The 23,618-nt window shown below is 37.1% G+C and carries 24 protein-coding genes and 1 pseudogene; 5 read left to right on the top strand and 20 right to left on the bottom strand.

From position 1 onward, the window contains the following. Positions 1–67 precede the first annotated feature (67 nt). On the bottom strand, positions 68–991 hold the full coding sequence (locus tag ACZ42F_RS05700; protein WP_464280207.1) for a sigma-54 interaction domain-containing protein: 924 nt from the start codon (positions 989–991) through the stop codon (positions 68–70). Positions 992–1,141: 150 nt separating this feature from the next. On the opposite strand from ACZ42F_RS05700, the gene ACZ42F_RS05695 reads away from it, so the two are divergent. Then, the gene (locus ACZ42F_RS05695; RefSeq protein WP_464280062.1) at positions 1,142–1,345 is read left to right on the top strand and encodes a hypothetical protein; all 204 of its coding nucleotides are present in this window, start codon (positions 1,142–1,144) and stop codon (positions 1,343–1,345) included. A gap of 19 nt (positions 1,346–1,364) precedes the next feature. On the opposite strand, the gene ACZ42F_RS05690 is transcribed toward ACZ42F_RS05695, so the two are convergent. From ACZ42F_RS05690 to ACZ42F_RS05650, 9 genes are all read right to left on the bottom strand, one after another. Then, positions 1,365–1,949, bottom strand: a complete 585-nt coding sequence (locus ACZ42F_RS05690) for a type II secretion system F family protein (protein ID WP_464280061.1) — start codon at positions 1,947–1,949, stop codon at positions 1,365–1,367. Between the two features lie 34 nt (positions 1,950–1,983). Continuing rightward, the gene (locus ACZ42F_RS05685) at positions 1,984–2,598 is read right to left on the bottom strand and encodes a type II secretion system F family protein (RefSeq protein WP_464280060.1); all 615 of its coding nucleotides are present in this window, start codon (positions 2,596–2,598) and stop codon (positions 1,984–1,986) included. Position 2,599: 1 nt separating this feature from the next. Beyond that, positions 2,600–4,297: a GspE/PulE family protein gene (locus ACZ42F_RS05680; RefSeq protein ID WP_464280059.1), complete on the bottom strand. Its 1,698-nt coding sequence runs from the start codon at positions 4,295–4,297 to the stop codon at positions 2,600–2,602. Beyond that, a complete protein-coding gene (locus ACZ42F_RS05675; RefSeq protein ID WP_464280058.1) occupies positions 4,298–5,704 on the bottom strand; it encodes an ExeA family protein in 1,407 nt (468 codons plus the stop codon). 2 nt (positions 5,705–5,706) lie between these two features. After that, positions 5,707–7,641 (bottom strand): type IV pilus secretin PilQ, encoded by a 1,935-nt coding sequence (gene pilQ / locus ACZ42F_RS05670; RefSeq protein ID WP_464280057.1) that lies wholly within the window; start codon positions 7,639–7,641, stop codon positions 5,707–5,709. Then, complete coding sequence (locus tag ACZ42F_RS05665; protein WP_464280056.1) at positions 7,631–8,143, bottom strand: hypothetical protein; 513 nt, start codon at positions 8,141–8,143, stop codon at positions 7,631–7,633. Before ACZ42F_RS05665 ends, pilQ begins: the two co-directional genes overlap by 11 nt. After that, a complete protein-coding gene (locus ACZ42F_RS05660) occupies positions 8,140–8,670 on the bottom strand; it encodes a hypothetical protein (protein ID WP_464280055.1) in 531 nt (176 codons plus the stop codon). Before ACZ42F_RS05660 ends, ACZ42F_RS05665 begins: the two co-directional genes overlap by 4 nt. Further along, complete coding sequence (locus tag ACZ42F_RS05655) at positions 8,667–10,004, bottom strand: hypothetical protein (protein ID WP_464280054.1); 1,338 nt, start codon at positions 10,002–10,004, stop codon at positions 8,667–8,669. Before ACZ42F_RS05655 ends, ACZ42F_RS05660 begins: the two co-directional genes overlap by 4 nt. Positions 10,005–10,189: 185 nt before the next feature. After that, on the bottom strand, positions 10,190–10,402 hold the full coding sequence (locus ACZ42F_RS05650) for a hypothetical protein (RefSeq protein WP_464280053.1): 213 nt from the start codon (positions 10,400–10,402) through the stop codon (positions 10,190–10,192). 145 nt (positions 10,403–10,547) lie between these two features. Here ACZ42F_RS05650 and ACZ42F_RS05645 point away from each other — a divergent pair, with 145 nt between their 5' ends. Continuing rightward, positions 10,548–11,810, top strand: a complete 1,263-nt coding sequence (locus ACZ42F_RS05645; protein ID WP_464280052.1) for an amidohydrolase — start codon at positions 10,548–10,550, stop codon at positions 11,808–11,810. After that, positions 11,807–12,313, top strand: coding sequence for a cob(I)yrinic acid a,c-diamide adenosyltransferase (locus ACZ42F_RS05640; RefSeq protein WP_029967882.1), 507 nt, complete (start codon positions 11,807–11,809; stop codon positions 12,311–12,313). The genes ACZ42F_RS05645 and ACZ42F_RS05640 overlap by 4 nt, the downstream gene beginning before the upstream one ends. Here ACZ42F_RS05640 and amrS read toward each other — a convergent pair. Further along, positions 12,310–13,125, bottom strand: coding sequence for an AmmeMemoRadiSam system radical SAM enzyme (amrS, locus tag ACZ42F_RS05635; protein WP_464280206.1), 816 nt, complete (start codon positions 13,123–13,125; stop codon positions 12,310–12,312). The genes ACZ42F_RS05640 and amrS overlap by 4 nt on opposite strands. A gap of 284 nt (positions 13,126–13,409) precedes the next feature. Here amrS and ACZ42F_RS05630 point away from each other — a divergent pair, with 284 nt between their 5' ends. Together ACZ42F_RS05630 and uvrB are read left to right on the top strand one after the other, a co-directional pair. Then, positions 13,410–13,748 (top strand): tRNA-binding protein, encoded by a 339-nt coding sequence (locus tag ACZ42F_RS05630; protein WP_464280051.1) that lies wholly within the window; start codon positions 13,410–13,412, stop codon positions 13,746–13,748. A gap of 9 nt (positions 13,749–13,757) precedes the next feature. Then, positions 13,758–15,744, top strand: a pseudogene (uvrB, locus tag ACZ42F_RS05625) (excinuclease ABC subunit UvrB). On the opposite strand, the gene ACZ42F_RS05620 reads toward uvrB, so the two are convergent. The 9 genes from ACZ42F_RS05620 to ahbA all read right to left on the bottom strand — a co-directional run bounded on the left by ACZ42F_RS05620 (position 15,730) and on the right by ahbA (position 23,617). Further along, complete coding sequence (locus ACZ42F_RS05620; RefSeq protein ID WP_029967873.1) at positions 15,730–16,734, bottom strand: protein-tyrosine phosphatase family protein; 1,005 nt, start codon at positions 16,732–16,734, stop codon at positions 15,730–15,732. The pseudogene uvrB and the gene ACZ42F_RS05620 overlap by 15 nt on opposite strands. Beyond that, complete coding sequence (locus ACZ42F_RS05615) at positions 16,712–19,054, bottom strand: PEP/pyruvate-binding domain-containing protein (protein ID WP_464280050.1); 2,343 nt, start codon at positions 19,052–19,054, stop codon at positions 16,712–16,714. The genes ACZ42F_RS05620 and ACZ42F_RS05615 overlap by 23 nt, the downstream gene beginning before the upstream one ends. Then, positions 19,054–19,416, bottom strand: coding sequence for a response regulator (locus ACZ42F_RS05610; protein ID WP_464280049.1), 363 nt, complete (start codon positions 19,414–19,416; stop codon positions 19,054–19,056). The genes ACZ42F_RS05615 and ACZ42F_RS05610 overlap by 1 nt, the downstream gene beginning before the upstream one ends. A 9-nt stretch (positions 19,417–19,425) precedes the next feature. Next, positions 19,426–19,800, bottom strand: coding sequence for a sensor histidine kinase (locus ACZ42F_RS05605; protein ID WP_464280048.1), 375 nt, complete (start codon positions 19,798–19,800; stop codon positions 19,426–19,428). Positions 19,801–19,817: 17 nt separating this feature from the next. Continuing rightward, positions 19,818–20,798 (bottom strand): histidine kinase dimerization/phospho-acceptor domain-containing protein, encoded by a 981-nt coding sequence (locus ACZ42F_RS05600; protein WP_464280047.1) that lies wholly within the window; start codon positions 20,796–20,798, stop codon positions 19,818–19,820. An 80-nt stretch (positions 20,799–20,878) separates the two neighbouring features. Beyond that, on the bottom strand, positions 20,879–21,478 hold the full coding sequence (locus ACZ42F_RS05595; RefSeq protein ID WP_464280046.1) for a hypothetical protein: 600 nt from the start codon (positions 21,476–21,478) through the stop codon (positions 20,879–20,881). Between the two features lie 3 nt (positions 21,479–21,481). After that, positions 21,482–22,405, bottom strand: coding sequence for a phosphate/phosphite/phosphonate ABC transporter substrate-binding protein (locus ACZ42F_RS05590; protein WP_464280045.1), 924 nt, complete (start codon positions 22,403–22,405; stop codon positions 21,482–21,484). An 86-nt stretch (positions 22,406–22,491) separates the two neighbouring features. Beyond that, complete coding sequence (rpe, locus tag ACZ42F_RS05585; RefSeq protein ID WP_029967862.1) at positions 22,492–23,163, bottom strand: ribulose-phosphate 3-epimerase; 672 nt, start codon at positions 23,161–23,163, stop codon at positions 22,492–22,494. Beyond that, the gene (gene ahbA, locus ACZ42F_RS05580) at positions 23,156–23,617 is read right to left on the bottom strand and encodes a siroheme decarboxylase subunit alpha (protein WP_464280044.1); all 462 of its coding nucleotides are present in this window, start codon (positions 23,615–23,617) and stop codon (positions 23,156–23,158) included. The genes rpe and ahbA overlap by 8 nt, the downstream gene beginning before the upstream one ends. Position 23,618 lies beyond the last annotated feature (1 nt).

Here is a 23,618-nt window from a genome sequence, read left to right as displayed (position 1 = left end):
TTTTGTAAGGCGTTAGGTGAAGTTGTGGTAAGATTAAGATAGGGTTGGAGGGGGGTAAAAGGTGTTTTTATTTAAATTTGTTGGGGTCAAGGGCATATTTTTTTACTCTATGCCAAAGGCTCCTTTCCTTTATGCCCAGGAGTTTAGCTGCTTCTCTTTGTACTCCTCTGGCTTCTTTAAGAGCCTGTACAATAAGTTGTTTTTCTATTTCTTGCAGGTGTTCATCTAGGTTAGAAAAGGGAAGAGAAGAGGTTTGTTCGGGACTTTGTTCCCTGGAGATATTCAGGTGTTCTGGTAAAATTTCTTCTTGCGGGCAAATTAGGGCTGCCTGTTCCAGGACATTGAATAATTCACGCACATTTCCTGGCCAGGAGTAATTGTTTAACACTTGTAAGGACTTGGGAGATAATTTTTTTTGTGGAAAATTTTGTTTTAAAAAGTACTCAGCTAAAAGAGGGATATCTTCTTTGCGTTGCCTTAGAGGTGGAAGATAAAGGGGAAAGGCACTTAGTCGGTAATATAGGTCTTCTCGAAATTTTCCCTCCTGAACCATGATCTTTAATTCTTTGTTGGTAGCAGCAATAATTCTTATGTCCACTGGGCGAGGATATTTCCCTCCTAACTTTTCTACCTGTTTGTCTTCAAGAACTCTTAAAAGTTTTCCCTGTAGTTCTAAGGGTAAATCCCCTATTTCATCCAGAAGAATGGTGCCCTTATGGGCAAGCTCAAACTTACCAGGTTTGGAAGAAGTGGCACCAGTAAAAGCTCCTTTTTCATAACCAAAGAGTTCACTTTCAATGAGTTCTTTAGGCAGAGCTGCACAGTTTACCTTTATTAAGGGGCCATTTTTTCTTTTGCTTAGAGTGTGGATATTTTCAGCAATCAATTCCTTTCCTGTACCACTTTCTCCTAGGATTAGAACTGTAGTATCAGTACTGGCAATAGTGGCCACTTGTTTTAATATTTGACGCATTATTTCACTTTTACAGATTATATTGGGAAAAAGTTCTTCTTTTTCTACTTGAGTCAGGGACCTGGTTAAGCGATTAAAAAAGTATTCGTATTTAAATTCACTTTTTTCTTCTTTTCCTTTCCTGGTTCTATTTCAATTATGGGACTAACTTTTTTTATAAATTTGTCTATGGGATGTAGAATTATTTTAATTAAAATAATGGTTAAAATAAAAATAATAAAGAAAACAAACACACCAGATGATATTTTTAACCACAGAGGATATTTACCTAAAAATAGACCAGCAAAAAAGAAAAGAAAGGACATACCTGCTAGAATTACTGCAATGGATACCTCTGCGGGTATGAAAAATTTAGTAGATTTAAGCTGGTGAATTATCTTTTTGAACATTTTTACATTTTGGCCATTTTGGTCAAATCCCACATGGGCATAAAAATGGCTAAGGCAAAAAAGCCTACCACAGCAGCCAGGCCCACAATCAAAATAGGACCAATATTGGTAGCCATTTTTTGAACAGCATAGGCCACTTCTTCATCATAGTGTTTGGAGATTTCTGTTAACATCTCATCTAAATTTCCAGTTTCTTCGCCCACAGCTATCATGGAGATAACCATGGGAGTGAAAAAGCGTGCTGACCTTAAAGGGCCTGATATGCCCATTCCTTCTCTAAGCTTCTCTTTTAATTTAGCAAATTCTGCAGCAATAGCTGCATTGCCAATGGTTCCGATAAGGATATCCAGAGAATTCAGAACGCTGATTCCACTTGCCTGCAAAATGGCAAAAATACTTGAAAATCTAGATAAGGCAGCTTTTTGAAACACAGGACCTATTAGGGGCATTTTGAGTAAAAAGGTGTCTCTGGCGATTTTTCCTGATTCAGTTTTAAAGTAGAGGTAAAATCCTGTAATTATAGACATAATTACTAAAATGCAAACATACCAATAATCTACGATAAAGTGATATAGGTTTAAAGCCATTACAGTGGGAAGGGGTAGAGTTATCCTAGCATTTTTAAAAATAAGAACAAATTTGGGTATAACAAAAGTTAATAGGAAAAAGAAAGCGCCTGTAAGGGCAACCAGTACGATTATTGGGTATTGTAGAGCTGATTTTATATCTCTGTTTTACCTTGTATTCGTGGTCTAAAAGATAACAAAGCCTGTCCATTACTTCTACCAGAGAACCACTGGTTTCACCTGCCCGAATCATAGCGCAATAAAGGTGGGAAAATATTTTAGGATGTTTGGAAAAGGCCTGAAAAAGAGTTTTTCCCTCTTTAATATCTTGAGACATCTGGATAATTGCTTTTTTTAATTTTATATTTTCCACCTGGTTTTCCAGAATAGAAAAAATTTCTACCACTGGAAGACCTGCCTTAAACATGGTTCTAAATTGTTTGGTAAAAATAATTAACTCAGGTGTTTTTAGTTTAAAAAGAGTGGATTTTATTTTTTGCCACAGAGTAGCTTGGTCTGAAAGTGACTTTTCTTCTTCTTTTTTTATTTTTTGAGGGTATAAATTTTTTTCTAAGAGAAGTACTTCCGCTTCTTCAGAAGAAGATGCAGAAATACTTCCTTCTACTAAATTCCCGTTTTCATTTAGGGCCTGGTAATAAAATTTAGCCATATCAAGCAATAAATACCTTTAGGGCTTCTTCTGGAGTGGTTATACCTTTTTTTACTTTATTTAGCACATCTTGCTGTAAAGTGCGCAGTTTCCCTTCTTGCACTAGCTGTCTGGTAATTTGTTTGGAAGAGAGGTTTTTTAGAGTCATTTCCTGTACTTCTTCGTCATTGATAAGTATTTCATATACCCCAATACGGCCGATAAATCCAGTATGATGGCACTGTATACACCCTTTTCCGCGTTTAAAGCTGATGGGTTCCTTATCTAAACCCAAGTAACGGATTATTTTGGGGTCTGGAGAATATTCTTCCTGGCAATAGGGACATATTTTGCGCACCAATCTCTGGGCAATGGAAACAAGCAGGGAAGAAGCTACTAAAAAGGGCTCTATTCCCATATCAATGAAACGAGTGATGGCACTAGCTGCATCATTGGTGTGAATGGTACTTAAAAGCTTATGTCCTGTAAGGGCGGCTTGAGTGGCAATTTGCGCTGTTTCCAGATCCCTTATTTCTCCTACCATGATTACATCTGGGTCCTGGCGCAATATGGAGCGCAAGCCACTGGCAAAGGTCATGCCGGCCTTACGGTTTAATTGGACCTGGCGTACACTGGCCATTCTGTACTCTACAGGGTCTTCTAAGGTGATGATATTGATATCTGGCTTGTTTATAAGGGATAAAATGGCATAAAGAGTAGTGGATTTACCGCTTCCTGTAGGGCCTGTAGCCAGAATCATTCCATAGGGATTTAAAATAATTTTTTTTATCTTTTCCTGGTCTTCTAGCTCCATCCCCAGTTCTTCTAGGGAAGAAATGTTACGGTTCATATCCAGAAGGCGAAGAACAATGTTTTCTCCATAAATGGTGGGAAGGGAGGAAACACGGACATTTATTTCTTTATTTTCTAATCTTATAGTAAAGCGTCCATCTTGCGGTATTCTGGTATTGGCAATATCCATATTGGCTAGAATTTTTATTCTAGAGGCTATGGCCAGAAACATTTTTCTGGGTGGGGCTGGCCTTTCGTAAAGGGTCCCGTCTATGCGGAAGCGAAGCTGCACATGATCCCTTTCCGGGCTAAAATGGACATCACTGGCACGCTCTTTTATGGCCTGGCTTAAAATGGAATTAACCAATCTGACTACTGGTGCTTCTTCAGCTAGACCAGTTAAACTGGAAATTTCCAATTCATCTTCTTCTCTTTTTACTTCATCTCCTTGAGCTATTTCTAAGTCATCTATTTCTTCAATAATTTCATCCAGCTCTTTTTTACTTCCATAAAGAGTGGCTGTAATTTGCTCAAATTGAGTGGGGGTGCAAACAACAGGGTCTACTTCTTTATTGGTATATATCTCAATGGCATCTACTGCTTCCATATCCAGAGGGTCTACCATGCCTAAAGTTAAAATACGCCCTTGCAGTTTTAAAGGAATAACTTTGTGCTTTTGTACCAGATCCAAGGGTAAAATTTGGGCAAGAGCTGGATCAATGGGAAACTTATGAGGATCAAAAATAGGCAATCCTGTCTGTTTACTTAGCACCTGAGCCAGGTCTTTTTCTTTTATTAGACCTAAACTAATCAGATATTCCCCCAGTTTTTCTTTGGGAGGATTTTTAAGAATATTTTCCAGTTCTCCCTGACTGATTAAACCTTCTTCTACTAGAATCTCTCCTATTTTCTTGTTTATTAAAGCCATTTAACTTACCTCTTTTAGGGGAAGATGGTTAAAGATAACAGTTCCGGCAGGCAGAGATAGTAAATTATCTTTTAGAGGAGAAGAATTTCTTTTTATAAGATAAAAATTTACTTGGGTTTCTTTTGGTTTTTGAAAGCATAAAAAAAGGTACAGTTTTTTTTCAGGGTCATTTAGTAGAGAAAATTGAAAAAGGTCTTCCAGATTTTTACCTTTATATACATAGTCAAAAGACACTTCTTTTTTTAGGGTTAAAAAGGGACGGGCAGGTATATTTAAGTTCAGTCCTGGATATACGCTGTTGAGGTCCTTTAGTTTAGGATTTACTTTAAGTAAGTGAGGAAAAAATATTTTTATCTCTTCCAGGTTGTTTAGATTATAAATCCTAGATAATATTTTTACAGGCACATAACCTTCTTTGATTTCTATGCTACCCAAAGAAGCTGGTAAAAAAAATTCTTTTTTGGGGAAGTTGCTGGAGCTAGTCTTAAGAGTAGAAAAGTTTTTTAGAGGAAGAAAAAAGGATAAAGTTAAGAGAAACACTAAAAAAGTGCCTGTAACTATTAGAATTTTTCTAGATTTGGGATAGGTTAGTTTTTCTCTTTTAACTATAGCCTTTACTTCAGAGCAAGATACTCTGTCTTTGTTACTTATGGTTGCCTGTAAAAGGCTTTTGTGGGCCAGATGAATGAGTTTTCTTGGATAACCCTGGTTGTATTTTTTTAGGTAGTATATAGCAGGCCAGGTAAATAGAGAATTGGCTGTAAAAATATCTGCTCCAGCTACTCTTAATCTGTACTGTAAAAAATTTTTTACTTCTCTTAAATTTAAGGGAGTGAGATAGAGCGTTAGATGGATGCGGTCTTTAAAATTTTTTCTTTCCTCTAAAACTGGTAAAAATTCTTCTTGAGCAAAAATAATTACTTGTAAGAGCTTATTTTCGTTGGTTTCAAAGTTTAAAAGCTCTCTTAAGGTTTCTAAAATAAAAATAGGAGTTTTTTGCCCCTCATCAATAAGAATAACAGGAGTTTTTCCTTCTTGTTGCAGTTCTAAGAGTCTTGTTTTTATTTCTTCTTTTAAAGTTCTGGAAGAAGAGGGGGCTTTTTTTTGCGGATAGAGAACAGAGTATATTTCTTGTAAAAACTCTTCAGGAGATTCAAAGGCCGGGTCTAAAATAAGACCTACTACAAAGCGTTGGTCTGCTAAAAGGATGGTTAAAAGCTTACGGCATAAGGTGGTCTTGCCCGTACCTACCTGGCCGATGACCAGATTTAGCCCTCTTTTTAATTCCAAACTTAACTGGAGCTGTTGAAGGCAGGATTTGTGAATTTTTGATTGGTATAAAAAAGCAGGGTCAGGGGTGTTGGCAAAGGGCTCTTTGGTTAAATTGAAAAGAGTGTAATAACTCATGCCTATCCTGTTAGCTGGTAAAATAGTCGTTTGTGGTTTTCACAGGCAGAATCATCTTCCAGGGCACAGCCTTTTTGATAGAATTTTAAAGCCTCTTGGGGATAACCCAGTTTTTCCAGTACTTCTCCTTTAACATTATAGGCTGAAGGCCAGCTGGGAGCCAGGATAAGAGCTTTGTTGCATTCTTTTAAGGCTTTCTGGGGCTTAGCCTGGGCCAGATAGGCCTGAGCGGCATTTAAGTAAGCTTCCACCAAACCAGGATCTAAACTTAAAGCCAGATAGGCCGTGCGCAAGGCTTCTTTATAATTTTTTTCCTGCAAATACTTTTTACTTTCTGCCAGCCACTTTTGGGCTCTGGGGTCATGGGTAGGTTTTAGTTGTTCCAGGTCTTCTGGACTCAGGGTGGGAGAAACTTCTTTAGCTAACTCAGACTTGCGTTTTAAAATAGTAGGAGTGATAAAAATGAGAATTTCTTCCATTTTCTTGCTCTTGCTATCTCCTTTAAAGAGATAGCCCAAACCAGGAATGTCTTTTAAGCCAGGAATACCAGAGATACTATCCTGTAAGGTTTGTTTGCTTAATCCTGAAATAACAATGGTTTCTCCATTGCCCACAATAAGTGAAGTTTGGGTTTCCTTTTTATAAATAGTGGGATTGCCATCTACTTTTTTCTCTTCAGAAAAGTCCACTTCATCTTTTTTTACTTTTATTTCCATTTTTAAATAATCTTCATTAATGACATGGGGAGTCATTTCCAGTCTTAAGACTGCATCTTCAAACTTTACTTCCTTATCTCCATCTTCATAGGTAACATAGGGCACCTTCTGACCATTTTCAGTAAAAGCCATGTGATTGTCCATGGTGGTAAGGGAAGGACTGGAAAGAATGTTTATTTTCCCTTCTGCTTCCAAGGCTGAGAGTTGCATTTCTAAGATGTTTTCAGCAGGATTGCCAATTAAGATATTTAAACCTGCACCTAGAGTGGATACAGAGGAGCCAGTAACCTGGCCTGTGGGGAAGTTAAAGCCAAAACTATTGCCACTTCTACCCGTGCCAAAGGCATCTCCACTGTCTGAGCCTATGGGGCCCTGGATGCCAATTTGGTCCTTATTGTTTATTTGGCTAAACCACTTTCCACCCCACTGGATTCCCAGGTCTCTAGCTACATTTCTGGTGGCTTCCACAATATAGGCTTTTAAATGAATCTGGTCTGTAGGTTTATCCAATACTCCAATCATTTTAATTATTTTTTGTAAGTCTTCTTCTGTAGCCTGAATGACCAGAGAGTTGGTATGACTATCTACTACAATACTTCCTCTGGATTTTCCCTCTTTGTCCTTGGTAAGCAGAGAACTTAAAACCTTTTGTAAGCTATTGGCATCTGCAAAATTTATTTTTATCACCTGGGTAATGAGGGGAGAGATTTGTTTTTTGGCTTCTTCTTGTGCTTCTTTCTGGGTTTTTATTTCTTCTATGGCCAGGTCGCGGGCAAAATCCTCTTTGGACATCACTCTGATAATATTACCTTCCCAAGTGTAAGTTAAACCATTGGCTTTGAGTAAAGCCTCAAAAGCCTGGTTCCAGGGCACCTTTTCAATGTTGACATTTATTTTACCTGCCAGGTTGGAACTAAGGATAATGTTTTGTCTGGCTGCCTTGGCTAGCGCTTGAATGATAGCTTTTATGTCTGTATCGCGCATTTTAAGGCTTACGGGAAAAGTAGGTAAAGCTGGAGAAGCTTTTTTAGTAGTAGGGGGAGAAGCCAGCTTAAGGCCTTTTTCTATTTCTACCTTTTTTAGAGAAGGACTGGGTGAATGGCCTAAGCTTTCTTTGGCTAAGGTCCTCCACTGATCAAAAAAAGGGTCCTTTTCTGGCTTTTTGGAACTACATCCCAAAACCAAGAGAAAACAGAGAAAAATTATCCATTTATTGTTCATTTTTTGGTCCACTCTTTATTTCTAAAATATCCCAGAAAGGTATTTTTAAAATATTATCTTTGCCTGGGCCTTTTACCAGTATATAATCTCTAGACACCTTTAGTAAAGAAAAACCACTTTCTTCCAGGGGTTCTCCTTCTGCATACTCTCGACCATTGATAATGGCAAATCGCTTGGACCCCAGAAAGAGATAGCCTGTAAATTTGAAAACAGCAGAACTCACTTCATTATTAGATGGAGCTTGGACCTTTGCTTCCTTTAGTTCGTACCAGAAGGGATCTCTTATTTCTTTTAACTTCAACAGGTAATACATTCTTTTTTCTTCAGGGGTTAAATTAATTTTGCTTAAGGAATTAATAAGTTGTGTTTTTAAAGGGGAAAAGTTAATTCTTTCCCCATTAGAATTGGACTCCCTGGGAGGTGTGGCAAATATAAAATGATATAAGCCGTATAAAAGGGCTATTCCAGCCAAGCTAAGGATAATTTTTTCTCTCTTAGTCATGAGCTTACTTCTATGTAAGAGGTAAATTCTATGTTTAAGGTGTCCAGTTCTTTATTCAGTTTTAATGCATCTATTTTACGGATATAACCAAGTTTTAGAAAATTTTCTAAAAATTTTAAAAAATTTTCAAAATTTCCGCGTATGGCTACTTCTATTTTTAATTGATTATTTTCTGTTAAATTAAAGTCAGGTTTTAGATAAATTAAGTTTAAATTATAGTCTGTACATTTTTTTTGTAATTCTTCTTTAAAATCTCTTATACTGATTGGCTTAAACTCTATAATACTTAGGTCCTTGTCAATTTTTTTTATCTCACTCTCTAGTCTGGCAAATAAGGGTAAAAAATCTTGTTGAAATTTTACCTTATATTCAAGATTTTCTAACTCATTTTTTAAGTTTTTTAATTCTTTTACTTCTGGCCTTAAGAAAAATAAATAAAAAATAAGACTTAAAAGAAGAAAAATGCTTAAAGGAGCTACTATTATTTTTAAGCCAAAAGGAAGATTTTCTAAGTTTACTTTACTCATTTTAATTCCAGCTCTACTTCAAAGGCCATAGCCTTTTGATTCTCTACAGGCTTAAAGTATTTATTAGTGATAGTTGTTTTCTTTATAAAAGGAGAATCCTTTAATTTCAATAGATAGTTGGCCAATCCTAATTCTGCCTGTTCTGGCTCTAAGAGAATAACTCCCTCTAAGGATATGGTTTGTTGGTTAAAATCAAGTTTAGTCCATTTTATGTCCTTAGGAGTAAGAACTGATAACTCTTTAAGTATAGCTATGTTTTTCAAAAAATGTAAATTATTTTTTAATTTTGTTTGATTTAAAGTTAACTCCTGTAGTTTTTTCTGGATTAAAGCAGAAGAAAGTATTGGCTTGGAATTGTTTAAAATATTAGATAGGTTTTCAATTTTTCCTCTGGTTGTTTTTATCTCCTGGCTTACTTGAAGGTGGAAGATAAATAGAAGTAGAAAAATAAAAATAAAAAATAGACTTGTTCCAGTGCGTAAATAATTTTCCAGGCGTTTTTGTTTTTTGTCTTTAGAAGTAAGAAGAAAATTTATACATTTAGCAGAGTCTAGGCAGGCTCCAATAGCTGGAGCAAAGTCCATTTCTTCCTGCAGGCTAAACTCACAGCTAAACTCAGAATCTACAATTTTTTTAGTAATGGGTGCTAAGGGCTCTATTTTTATTTCTAAATTTTTAGAAAGTTCTTCTAAGATAAACTCTGGAATGTTAAAAATGCTTGAGAAGTAGATTATAGTTACATTGTTTTTATTTAAATTACTTATATAGTATTGTAGAGAGCGTTTAATTTGCAGTAAAAGCCTGTTTAAAGCAGGCTGAAGAGCTTCTAAAATTTCTTCCTTTTGTATTTGTGTGCTATAAAGTGGATTGTCTGGGTCTTTGTTTTGGCCCAGAAAGTTTTTTACATCCTCCAGGGTTATTTCTTTCAGTTGGTTTTGTTTAAACTCTGGAGAGAGAAGGTTTTGAGTTTTTAAGTAGGTAAGCAATTCTTCAACCAGGCTAATAAATCCGGTTTTGATTTCGCGGTTAAAGATAAGCCGTCCATGATTGTAAATATCTATGCGTGACCAGTCTGAACCCAGAAAAAGATAACCAATATTTTTTTCTTTTTGTCTTATAAATAGGTCTGCTAAGGAAAATTGATAACTGGTAAGGGCTAAATTAGGCAGTTTGCCAGCTTTGGCCAGGTCTTGTGCTTGCTCTATGGCCTTTTTATCTACTACATAGGCAAATATTTCTAATTTTTCTACTCCCCGCTCTCTTGTTTTTCCTATAACCTGAAAGTCATAGGTTAAGCCCTCCAGATTTAATTCCAGATGTTTTTTTAGGGCCATTTTAGCTGTTTTGGAAAGGAGCTTTTTGTTGACCCTGGGAATAGTAAACAAAAGGGTTTTTACAGCATTGGCTGGCAGTAAAATCCAGTAAAGGGCCTGTGGATAGTGTTTGCGGAGTTTTTTGGTAAAGGACTTAAACCACTCTGTAAATTCTGGAGTATTTTTTTTTATATCCTTGGGATAGATTATTTTTCTAGAAAAAGAAGTGTAGGCCTGTCTCCTTCTTGCAGGCCACAGACGAGCAGATAGGTTTCCCTGAAATCTAAAGCAATATTTACTTTGTTTTTGGTGAGAGAGAATAGGGATTTTTTAGGGGATAAAAATTGTGGTAATCTACACGCCTGGGTTTCTTTTAGACCTTCTATAAGTTTTTGGGTAGAGCTTATTTCTTGTTTCATATTAGGTATATTGATTTAAACTTAATTTTTTAGGTGATTTCCAGGGAAAAGTAAAGAAAATTTTCTGGGAAAAGGGGAGAGTTTGACAACCTAGAGGCCTAAAAGATATTAGGAGCCTCAATAGCTTAGTTGAAGGAGTAAAGAGGTGAGTATTTTAATAAAAAAGGTGCAACTGAATTTTAAAACTGTAGATATTTTAATCAAAGGAAATAGAATAGTAAAAATTGCAGAGAATATAGAGGAAAAGGTGGATCAGGAAATTGATGGTAAAAATAAGGCTGCTTTGCCTACCTTTCATAATGTACATACTCATGCAGCCATGACTTTGCTTCGGGGATATGCTGATGATTTACCTTTGCACACCTGGCTTGAACAATACATCTGGCCCTTTGAGCAAAAACTTACTTTTGAAGATGTCTATATAGGAAGTAAGCTTGCCTGTCTGGAGATGATAAAGTCTGGAACCACTTTTTTTTGTGATATGTACTGGCATCCTCTGGCCACTAAACAGGCTGTAGAAGAAATGGGGATCAGGGCGGCCTTATCTACTGTTTTTGTGGATTTTAATGATAATAAAAAAGCTAAACACTTCAAGGAGAGAACAGAACGATTTTTTGCTGAAAATCAGGATAGTGAACGAGTGTTTTTTATTCTTGGTCCTCATGCCATTTATACCGTATCCAGAGAATCTTTGCTCTGGTTAAAGGATTTTGCTCAGGCCAGGGACCTGTTTATTCATATCCACCTGGCTGAAACTAAAAAAGAATTAGAAGACTGCAGAAAAACTTATGGGCTTACTCCTGTAAGATACTTAGATTCCCTAGGCTTTTTAGGACCCAAGGTGGTGGTTGCTCACTCCATTTGGGTAGATGAAGAGGAAATGGAGATTTTGGCCAGAAGAGAGGTAAAAGTAGTTCATGTTCCCTCTTCCAATATCAAGCTGGCTTCAGGGCTTTTCCCCTATGCCCCAATGAAAGAAAAGGGAGTTTTCTTGAGCTTGGGTACAGATGGCTGTGCTTCCAATAACAACCTGGATATGTTTGAAGAAATGATGGTTGCTTCTTTTAATGCCAAGATTTATGCCCAAAGTCCTTCCAGTTTGCCTGCTGAGGAAGCCTTTGCTTTGGCCACGAAACAAGGGGCCTGGGCCTTTGGGCTGGATAGTGGGGAAATTAAGGAGGGAAAGCTTGCTGATTTGATGTTGGTCAATTTAAATCACTACTTATTGGTGCCCAACCACAACCTTATTTCCAATTTAGTTTATTCTGCCAATCCCGCTTGTCTGGATACGGTCATTTGTGATGGTAAGGTGTTAATGGAAAAGGGCAAGGTGGAAGGAGAAGAGGACATAATTGAGGAAGCCAGAGAGTGTGTGCAAAGGATTTTGGAAAGGGTAAGAAAGGGATGATTTTAGTTTATACCGGAGAAGGAAAGGGCAAAACCAGTGCAGCTTTAGGGCAAACCATAAGGGCTTTAGGCCATGGTTTTAGAGTGGTTTTTTTGCAATTTTTAAAAAGAGATGGTCAAGCTGGAGAGCAGATTTTTCTTAAGTCTCAGCTAAAGGAAGACTTTTGGGCCTGTGGCCTGGGGTTTGTTCGCAGCGAAGAAAATAAAAGGAAACAACGGCAAAAGATAAAGGAAGTTTTTTCCTGGCTGGAACAAAAGTTTGCAGAACGACCCTTTTTAATGGTTTTGGACGAAATTTTTTATGCCCTGAACTTAGGGGTTATAAAACCAGAAGAAGTGGAAAAGATAATAGACTTGGCCCGCCAAAAAGAAGTAAACTTAGTGCTTACAGGCAGGAACTTTCCCTTAGATTTTTTGGCCAGAGTGGATATGGTATCAGAAATCAAAGAGGTAAAACATCCTTTTCAAAAGGGAGTAAAAGCTAAAAAAGGGATAGATTTTTAGTTGAGATTGCTAAAATCTCCTGCAATTTTGTAATCACAAAAGGCACATTTTCCTTCTTTTAGATTAATCTCCAACAGGGTAAAGCCTCTTCTGGCTATAACTACTTTGCCACAAGCAGGGCAATAGGTACTTTCACTCATATGCCCGGGTACATTTCCCAGGTAGACATAGTCCAGTCCCACTTCTTTACCTATTTCATAGGCCTTTTCCAGAGTGCTTAAGGGCGTAGGTGGGTTGTTTAGCTTATAGCTGGGATGGTAGCGGGAGATATGCCAGGGAGTTTCTTTTCCCAGGTAATTCTGGATATACCTGGCTATGTTTTTTAATTCTTGAGGACTATCATTTAGCTCAGTAATGACCAGGGTGGTTATTTCCAGCCACCAGCCAAGTTTTTTCATGTGTTCCAGGTTGTTTAAAACTGTTTTTAAGGAAGCCTGGCAATATTCTCGATAAAAACATTCAGCAAAACTTTTTAAATCCACATTGGCTGCCTGAATGTAAGGACCTAGTTCTTCCAGGGCCTTGGGACTTTGATAGCCATTGGTGACTAAAATGTTTTTTATGCCTTCCACCTGGGCCTTTCTAGATACTTCTAAGACCAGTTCGATAAAAATAGTGGGTTCAGAATAGGTATAAGAAACACTCAAAGCCCCTTCTTCTTTGGCTAGTTGCAAAATGGAGTCAGCAGAAATATTTTCCCCCAAAATTGTCCCATCTTTTTTAGGGGGTTGAGATAAGCTGTGATTTTGACAAAAGATACAGGCAAAATTACAGCCCATGGTGGCAAGTGAAAGGGTCTTGCTTCCTGGCAGAAAGTGAAAAGGGGTTTTTTTTCTACAGGGTCTAGATTGAGGGCAGCAATTTTATCTTTGACCAGAGTATACAGGCGACCTTTTTGGTTTATCCTTACTCCACACTTGCCCTTTTCTCCTTCTTTTAGATAGCAAAAGTGAGAGCAGGCTTCACACTGGATATCCAGATTTTTTACAGGACGCCACAAAATAGCTGGATGCATTATTGCTCTCCTTGGTTTAATTTATTAAACTTATTTAATATTTAATTTTATTGAAGAAAAAAATCAAGGTGGGAGGAAAAAATGACAACTATTTCCTGGGAGGATTTCTGGAAGGTAGAGCTTCGGGCAGGGACCATTGTCAAAGTGGAAGAATTTCCCAAAGCCAGAAAGCCAGCCTATAAATTGTGGGTGGATTTTGGTCCGGAAGTGGGGATAAAAAAGTCCAGTGCCCAGATTACCAAACTTTACTCACCAGAAGAATTGGTGGGAAAACAGGTTTTAGGGGTGGTAAATTTTCCTCCCAAGCAGATTGCTGATTTTAAGTCTGAGTGTTTGATTACAGGCTTTATTTTAGAAGGGGGAGAAGTGGTGCTGGCTGTACCAGAAAAAAAGGTTCCCAATGGGACCAGATTGGCTTAAAAGTTGGCCATGTCGTTTAAACTCGTTAGTCCTTTTAAACCCACAGGAGATCAACCTAAAGCTATTTCTGCTTTGGTGCAAAACTTAAAGCAGGGAGTAAAGGAGCAGGTGCTTCTGGGGGTAACAGGCTCTGGTAAGACCTTTACCATGGCCCAGGTGATTAGTAAGCTCAACCGTCCCACTTTGGTCATGGCTCCTAACAAAACCCTGGCTGCCCAGCTTTATTCAGAGTTTAAAGAGTTTTTTCCTGAAAATGCTGTGGAATACTTTGTGAGCTATTATGATTATTATCAGCCAGAAGCCTACTTACCCCATCAGGATATTTATATTGAAAAGGATTCTTCCATAAACGAAGATATAGATAAACTCAGGCACGCTGCTACCCATGCTTTGCTTACCAGAAGAGATGTTATTATTGTCGCTTCTGTATCCTGTATTTATGGATTGGGTTCGCCTGAATACTATGCTAAATTGATAGTTCCTGTTGAAGAAGGACAAAGTATAAGTTTAGAAAAGCTTATTTCTAGGCTTATAGAAGTGCATTATGAGCGGAATGAATATGACTTTAAAAGGGGAACCTTTAGAGTTAGAGGAGATATTTTGGAAATAATACCTGCTTATATGCAGGAAAGGGCCTTGAGAATAGAATTTTTTGGCGATGAAATTGAAAGTATCTATGAAATAGACCCTTTAACAGGACAGATAATTGCTAAACTTAAGAAAACCATTATTTTTCCTGCCAGTCACTATGTTTCAGATCGAGAAAATTTAAAGCGGGCTATTAGTTCCATTCAAGAAGAATTGCGATGGAGACTCCAGGAACTGGAAGAAGAGGGCAAGGTTTTGGAAGCCAAAAGGTTGGAACAAAGAACCCTGTTTGATCTGGAGATGATTGAAGAGCTTGGTTATTGCAAAGGCATAGAAAATTATTCTCGCCACTTGGATGGCAGAAAGCCTGGTCAGCCTCCTGCCTGTCTACTTCACTATTTTCCCAGGGATTTTTTGTTGTTTATTGATGAATCGCACATCACCATTCCCCAGATTAGAGGCATGTACAATGGTGATATCTCCCGCAAAAAAACTTTAGTGGATTTTGGCTTTCGTTTGCCCTGTGCTCTGGATAATCGTCCTCTTAATTTTGAGGAATTTTTAAGTTGTATCAATCAATGTGTATATGTTTCAGCTACTCCAGGAGAATGGGAACTGGAGCGCTCCAAACCTTATATTGTGGAGCAAATTATTAGACCTACAGGTTTGGTGGACCCAGAAGTAGAAGTAAGACCCACTACCAATCAAATCCCGGATTTGCTGGCTGAATGCGTGAAACGGATAGAAAAAGGAGAAAGGGTGCTGATTACTACCCTGACCAAGAGACTGGCTGAAGATCTGGCAGAATTTATGTTCTGAAAGAGGAATTAAGTGTAAGTACATGCATTCAGATATTGATACCCTGGAGCGAGTGGAAATAATCCACGGCCTTAGAAAAGGGGATTTCTCTGTTTTAATTGGTATTAACTTGTTAAGGGAAGGGCTGGATTTACCGGAAGTCTCTTTGGTGGCTATTTTGGACGCTGATAAAGAAGGTTTTTTGCGTTCAGCCAGGTCTTTAATTCAAACCTTTGGCCGGGCAGCAAGAAATGTTCAGGGCAAAGTGATTCTTTATGCAGACAGGATGACTCCAGCTATGGCTGAAGCCATTTCTGAAACAGAGCGAAGAAGAAAAATCCAGCTTGCCTATAACCAGAAACACAACTTAACCCCTCAGACTATTCACAAGGAACTAAAACACGCCCTTTATAACCTACAGCAAAAATATGAGCCAGAGTTATTAAAAGAAGAGGAAAATTTGTATCAGCGCACTCCAGAAAGTTTAGAAAAAGAGATAAAAAAACTGGAAAAAGAAATGAAAAAACTTGCTCAAAATCTTGAGTTTGAACGAGCAGCCCAGTTAAGGGATAGAATTTTTAAGTTAAAGGAAGTATTACTTTCTCTTTAGATTTTGAGTTAAAAAGTTAAAGAATTTCTGGATATACTTTCCACTTATTACCTCTGGGTAGGTAAACTTTTCTGGATAATTTTCGAGGTTAAACTTTTCTTTTAAGAAATTTTCATTTAACTCTTCAATTTCTTTTTCCACTTCTAAAAATAACTTTTTATCCTTTACTTCTAATCTTCTACAGGCAGAAGGTCTAAACTCAAAAAGAACACATTTTTTTATATATAAAGGACATATCCGGGTGTTTTTCTTTTTTATGGTCTTTAAGATTTTCTCTCTTAGAGTTAAATCAAGCATGATGTTAAAATTGAATTGTAAGTAGTAAGCTTCTAAAAAGTTTATTTGTAGATTTTGAAAACAGCATATATTGTGTTCTTTGCCGCAATATTTCTGGTTGGGAGTTAAGCTGGATAGATAGAGTTTAGTGTATTTTTTATTTAATAACTCAAAAGTGGAAAAACAATCTAGTTCGCAATCCAGAGAAAGGGAGGGATGTAAATTTTTTAAAGCCCCTTGTTGTTTTTGATAGGAAGATAAAAAATCCTTTTGACTGGTGCTTTCAGGAGTTGCTCTTAACTTGGAAATAATTTCTTCTATTTTCTTTGGCTTTACTCCTCTTCTAGCCAGATAAGCAGCCAAAAGGGTACCTGTCCTGCCAATACCAAAGCGACAGTGAATGTAAGTTTTTTTGCCAATGAAAACGTTTTTTTCCAGCCAGCTTAAGGCCTGTTCTAAGGTCTCTAAAGAAGGTGTTTTTTCGTCTTCTACTGGTAAAAAATAGACTTCAAAACCATGTTTTTGTTCCACTTCTACCAGGTTGGGGCATTCAGCACAAAGATTTAAAATAGCCTTGATTTTATGTTCTTTTAAAAGATTGAGGTGATAGTTAGAAAAGGGAGCAGGACCAACTGCAATATAAGGAGTGAGCCATTTGATATATTCGATTCTAAAGTTGGGTTTAAAAAAATTAAGTAATTTTTTCCAGTTCATCTTTCAGCTTATCACGATATTGTTTGTAATTGGTATGGGTTAAGTGCATATCCAGCAATCTGGTTTTACCCAGTAAGAACCCCAGTTTTTTTAAGTTCAAAGACATTTCAGCCCGGGGGCGTTTTTTTAACTCTGCCTTTAAAAAATCTCCTTGAGACTCTAATTGAAAGTGTAAATTTTTGAGTAAAAATTTTAAAAGTTTTAATCTCAGTAAACGACCTCTTTCTAATCCTCCACCACCTTTAAAGCTAATCTGGATATAGTTTTGTTCGGCAACTTCCCCAATTAAGCTGTCCACCAAGACAAAATGATAACCAAAGCGAAGGAGAAAGTGAAGGTAATCCTGGTCAATAAGGGCAAAACTGTTTAATTCAGGGTCCTTTTGAGGATTAAAAATACCTGCACTCATTTGATCAAATTTGTCCCAATCAAAAGCTGGTGGGATTTTGTCCCAGGGAATAGAAGGGTGGCTTAAGCCTTGGTAAAATACCTGAAAAGGTAAGGAATTGATTTGAGAAAGTTTTACTTCTTTTTCTTTGTTGGAAGTAGCAGTTTTACTTAAATCGATTAAATAAATGGTAAGGGGAAGTTCAGTACTTAATTTTTGAGCTTTGGAAGAGGCAGAAAATTTTTTTTCTGGAGTAAAGATTTCCTTTACGGCCATTTCGTGACAGAAGCGAATAATGTCGTGTAAAGATTGACAGTTTTGAGGAGTAAAGCCTTCTTGGGTGGAAATTAAGTTGAGATTGGATAAATGTTTTAGGAGTTTGTTTAAAGTGGGTAGGGAGGTAGTCCTTGGGGATTTGGGCAAGACTGTTTTTCCCGAGTAGATTTTTCCTTCATGGGCATCCAGGGTGAGGTCTTTACCTGCATGACCCAGAATTTCTTCTTTATGAGCAACTCGTAAAATGGGTTTTTGCATTTCTCTTGCTATGTGACTTAAATGAGAGGCAGCACTACCTTCTAAAGTGATAATTCCTTCTACTTTGTCTAAGATAAGAGTTAATTCTGGATAGAGATAAGGGGTAAAGAGGATGCTTTTTAAAGGTACTTCTTTTATTTTTTGTAGGTCCTTTAAAATAAACAACTTGCCTGTACCCAGGCCTGGAGAAATATTTTCTCCTTTAAGCAAGAGTGGTAAGTTGAGATTATACTTTTTATCTTCTTCTTTAAATTTAAAAGGCCTGGCCTGAAGTAAAAAAACTTTATTCTTTTCTAAACCCCACTCAATGTCTAGAGGATGTTGGGAGAAGTTTTCTAACTCTATCCCCATTTGAAATAGTTTTGCTATCCAGGAAGAGCTAAGTTGCGGATTGTTCTTATCCAAATATAGGTGGTCTCCCTTGACCTTGCCTCCTACCAGATTTTCACCCAGTCCTTTATTATAATAGATGGCCAAACAGTTTTTCCTCTGGGGCAAGGAAGTATAAATTACTCCACTTAAATCTGGAGATAACATGGGCATGACCAGGACCGCCATAGGGGTTAAGTTGTCGGGCAAATGGTATTTTAAACGATAAAATATGGCCTGAGGGGAATATTTGCTGGCTAAAACCTGTTTGTAGGCCCGGGTCCAATTTTCTTTGGAAATATTTAAAACAGATTCATATTGTCCAGCAAAGGAGAGTTCACTGTCCTCCAGATAGGCACTGGAGCGAAAGGCCAGTTTGGTGTTTAGATTTTCTAAAAAAGAATGGACCTCTTTTTTGATTTCTTCTGGAACTGGGCGGTTTAAGATAGACTGGATAATCGTTGCACTGACTTTATCTATTTGAGAAAGGTGGGCAGAGCTCAAGCTTTCCAATTCTTGCTTTATTAATTCTTCCAGCTGGTTTTCCTTTATAAACAGAGAGTAGGCTGAGGTAGTAATGACAAAGCCTGGTGGAATAGTAAAAGAGGAAGTGCTTAAGTGTTGGCTAAGATGGGCTAAAGAACTTGCCTTTCCTCCGCAAAGGTGGGGGTTGGTAGCCTCTTCTAGTTTTAAGACAAAGGGTTTTTGAGGGGTTGGTAGGGCGTATTTTAAATTTAATTCCAGGTAAAATTTTATCTTTTTTAGATAGAGCAAGAGGTCTTTATACTTTTCTGGATTTAATTTTTGTAGGTTTAAAACTAATTCTTTTATCTGGAGATAAACTTTATCTATTTTTTTGGCTAAAAAATAAAAGTCACAGGGTATTTTTTCTAGAATTATTTTTTCTATTTTAGCTATTTCTTCTAAGCTACTTCTGTCTAAATCCAGAATTTTTCGAAACAAAAGATAGCGTTCTTCAAAGGAAAAGGATTTAGCACTTACTTTAGAGATAAGTTTTTTAATCCACATTATTTTTGGGCAAGTACTTTAGCTACTTTTTCTTCTAATTCATGTTTATCAATTGGTTTTACTAAGTATTCATTTGCTCCCAGTTGAATGGCTTGTTGAGCTGTTTCCAGAGTGGGATAACCGGTAAGCATAATTACTTTAGTAGTTGGAGATATTTCTTTTATACTTTTTAGTACTTCTATTCCACTGGATTTTTTTAGCTTTATATCCAAAATTGCCAGGTCTATACTGTTTTGCTTTACCCACTCTAAGGCCTCTTCTTCTAAGGTAAAATTAAAAACTTCATGTCCCTTTCGGGTTAAAATCCTTTTAATTAAAATACCAGCGTCTTCCACATCATCTAAAACCAGTATATTAGCCATATAAACCTCCTAGTCTTGGCAGGGCTCTAAATCTTCTGGTAAGCTTTCTTCCAGCAAAGGTAGCTCTACAATAAAAATGGTTGCCCATTCAATGTTTTTATCCGCCTGGTCAGGGATATATTCTACTGGGGGCGGAGAGTAGGCAAAAATTTTGCCCCCGTGGTCTCTGATGATTCCAAAACTAACAGAAAGCCCAAGCCCTGTTCCTTTGCCCACTTCTTTGGTGGTAAAAAAGGGGTCGAAAATTTTATTGAGATTTTCCTGGGAAATTCCACAGCCTGAATCCAGAAAGTGGATAACCACTCTGCGTCTATGGGCACAGAGCTTGGTCCTAACCAGGATATGGCCATTGTCCTTTACTGCATCAAAGGCATTGTTTAACAAGTTTAGCCAGACCTGTTTTAACTTTTCTTCATCTCCCTTGATGGGAGGAAGATTTTTTCCAAAAGGGTTATTATTTTTATGTGATTTAGAGAAAAGGTGTGCTCTACTAAAGAAATAACTTCTTGCAAAGAATGATTTAAATCCACATCTTTGACTTCAGTAGGTCCTTTTCGAGAAAAGCGTAAAAGGTCTGCTACTATTTTTTTGCAGATTTTAGTTTGTTTTTCAATTATTTTTAAATCTTCTTTCCATTCTTCTTTATCTACGTCTTCTAACAGGAGCTGGGTATAACCTAAAATAATTCCTAAAGGAGTATTTATTTCATGTGCTACTCCTCCAGCTAATCTTCCCAAATGTTCCATTTTTTGAGAGGCCAGGAGTTGTTCCTGGTATTTTTTTAACATGGTTATATCCCTGGCCGTTAAAAGCAAGCCCACAATTTTATCTCCATCTTTTACTGGCACTTTTAAGATGTGAAACCAACGGGATTGCTTGCCTTTTTGTACTTGAATTTCTTTGGATAAGGGCACACCAGTTAGGAGAATTTGTTTGTCTTCATGATAGTTTAAATCTGCCTGAGTAGAAGAAAAAATAGCAAAATCATCTTTTTCCAAAATATCTTCTTCTTTTAAATTAAAATAATCACAAAAGGCTTTGTTTACCAGCTTATATTTTAAATTTGTATCTTGAAAAGTAATAAAGTCTGGAGTTGTATTGATAATGGTTCTTAGTAAATTTTCTTTTTCTTTTATCTTTTTTTGTTGAGACCTGATTTCAGATATATAGTTTCTAAGGCTAAGAGTCATTATGTCAAAGACTTCAGCTAAATCTTGAATTTCATCTCCACAAAGCCTATTATATACTTTACAATGCATACAAGATTCTAATTTATCTGGGTAAGCTTTTAAACTGCAGTTTTCGCATAAAGTCCCTACAAGATGCCAGCATCTTCTTTTTTTATCTTTATAGGCAGGGCATTCTTCATTTTTACAATCCATTATTTCCCAACAATTTTTATCCAGAATAGGGCCTGCCTGAACTTCTAAGTTGCCCTTTATAATTTCATCAGCAGATTTTTTTAAAACTTCAATTCGTCTGGTAATGGTCTTGGAGAAAAATGGGTAAGTAAAAGTCCCAGGGAAACAATGGCAAAGGTGATTAAAAAACCTGTTTGATGTTGTTTGCGAATGATTTTGTTTAAACCCTCTCTATTTAAACCTAAGTGCAAATAAGCAATTGTTTGGTCGTTAATGCTTACTTTTAAACCAAAGTCATCAATAAGTCCCACATTGGTTTTAAGGGGCTGAATGTTTATTTCTTTTTTTAGGTTGTTGTTGATGGACAATAACTTTAAAGGAAAGCCAGAATTAAAAGAATGGAGTAAAATGTTTTTGTTTTTATCCAGAATGTACAAATAGACAAATTCTTGATTTTTTTTAAGACTGGTAATAATTTTTTGTATTTCCAGATAATTGGCAGAAAGTATGGCTTCTAGTGAACGATAGGCTATACTTTGTAAAAGAGCTTCTCCTCGTTTGTAGTGTTCTTCTAGGATAGATTTTTCAGATATTTTAGTTACAGCAAAACCCACACTAAGTCCACAGATTAAAAGAAAAACTCCCAAGCCAAAGGTAATTTTAGAGCGAAAGCTAAGCCTATTAAATCCTTTTAAAAACATTATCTATTCATCCAGATTTATTTTTAATTTTTTACATAGTTTTCTAATGGGGTCATAATCTTCATCTTTGGCTGGAATGATTTTGATAAAACCAGCGTTTTTTAAAATAGGAGCTTGGTCAGGATTGTGGATATCTAAACTTAACAGGGCCTTTTTTATCTTTTGGGCATCTTCTTCTGGTAAATTGGGTCTAAGGGCAAAAACCCAGCCTGGATACCAGGGCGTATTGGCCAGCACTTTTATTTTTGAAATATCAATATCGTTTTGCAAAACTTCCAAGGTACCTTCCCGAATGGAACCAAAGTCATATTTTCCCAGGTATACATTTAGAACTACCTGTTCCTGTTTGCCCCCTGCACCTGTGGCAAAGCTAATCTGGGAAAAGTCCTTTAATCCCAAACCGTGATCCTGAAGATAGCCCAGCACAAAAAGATAGCCACCAGCAGAGCTGGGGTCTACTGCTATCCAGGATTTTCCCCTTAAGTCTTGAATGGTTTTGATTTGAGGATGGTCCTTTCTGGCAATAATTTGACCTCGGAACTCGGCCTTGCCTGATTTTTCCACTACCCTGGCAATAGCTTTTGCCCCGTATCTGTGAGCTAGTTTTACATAGACAAAGGGATTGGAATAGGAGATATCCAGGCTTCCTTCTCCAAACATTTTCATGTGGTCACTAAAGGAATCCGGGAAAATCTGTCTGATGGGCAGGTTGGTAGCTTGTTTTAGATATTCCACCAGTAAGTGTTGGCGTTTAAAGGAAACCAGGTGAGAGTATTGGGGAAGATAGGCATAGGTATAGCTCCATTTTTGAGAGACCTGAGGGATTTGTTGCCGCTTGCTTAAATCCACATAGGGATAGTCATTGTTTTCGCAAGCTGTAAGGGAAAAGACAAAAAAAACAATAAAGAGAATAAACTTTTTATACATAAAATTATTGTTAATTGAAAAAAGGAAAAGGGCAACCTAGATATTTTTTTCTCTAGGTTAAAGGGAGACAAGCCCAAAGCTTTGCTTTAGGCTTGCCTGGCTGCTTGCAAGAAATGTTGGTATCTTTCTTTATAGGGTGGGTGGTTAAAAAAGGCAGAGCCTGAAACAAAAATATTGGCTCCCAGCTTGACTAGTTTGCCAATGTTTTCCGGGCTTACCCCTCCATCCACTTGAATGGAAGTGCTGGCTTGCTTATCTTTTATTTTTTTAGCCAAATCCAGGATTTTTTGCTCGCAAAAGGGAATAAACTTTTGTCCGCCAAAACCAGGATTTACACTCATAATTAAAATCATATCCACTTCTGGAATTAAATATTCTACTTGCGTTAAAGGAGTAGCTGGGTTTAAGGCCAGGCCTACTTTAACACCCTTTTCTTTTACTGCTTGTACAGCTCTTTCTAGGTGTAGGCTGGCTTCCACATGAAAGCAGATAAGGTCTGCACCTGCCTCTATAAATTCTTGAAAATAGCGCTCTGGTTTATCTATCATCAGGTGTACATCAAAAAAGAGGTTGCTTTTGGAACGCAAGGCTTTGATTACAGGTGGCCCAAAGGTAATATTGGGTACAAAAATTCCATCCATTACATCTAAGTGTACCCACTTTAGGCCAGCTTTTTCCAGCTCTGCCAATTCTTCTGTTAATCTCCCAAAATCAGCAGATAAAATGGAAGGGGCTAAAATTATTTCTTTATTATTCATCTTCACCTCGTTGCATGGGAAAATCTACTTTTATTTTAAACATTTTAGTAGCTGGCAAACTAAGTACTTCTATTCCTGTGCTTTCACTGATAGCTTTTAGGTCTTTTTCCACTTCTTCCCGGGATGGTCCAATATAGGTGAACCAGATATTAAACTTGTTCTTACGCAAGTAGTTATGAGTAACTCCTGGATATTTATTAACCTCTTGAACGAACTCAGTAATTTTTTCTTCTGGTACACTGGCAGCACAAAGGGTAGAAAACCAGCCCAGTTTACGGGACTGAAAGTTGGCTCCAATTCTTCGAATTACTCCCATTTCTTTCAGTTTTTTGACTCTGTTCAGGGCTTCTTCTTCAGAAATGCCCACTTTTTGGGCAATTATTTGATAGGGCCTGGAGTCTAAAGGAAAATCAGTTTGAATGATATCCAGGATTTTTTTATCTATGCTATCCATA

It is taken from the genome of Desulfonauticus autotrophicus, assembly GCF_055381725.1.
This window is presented reverse-complemented; position numbering and strand designations above follow the sequence as displayed.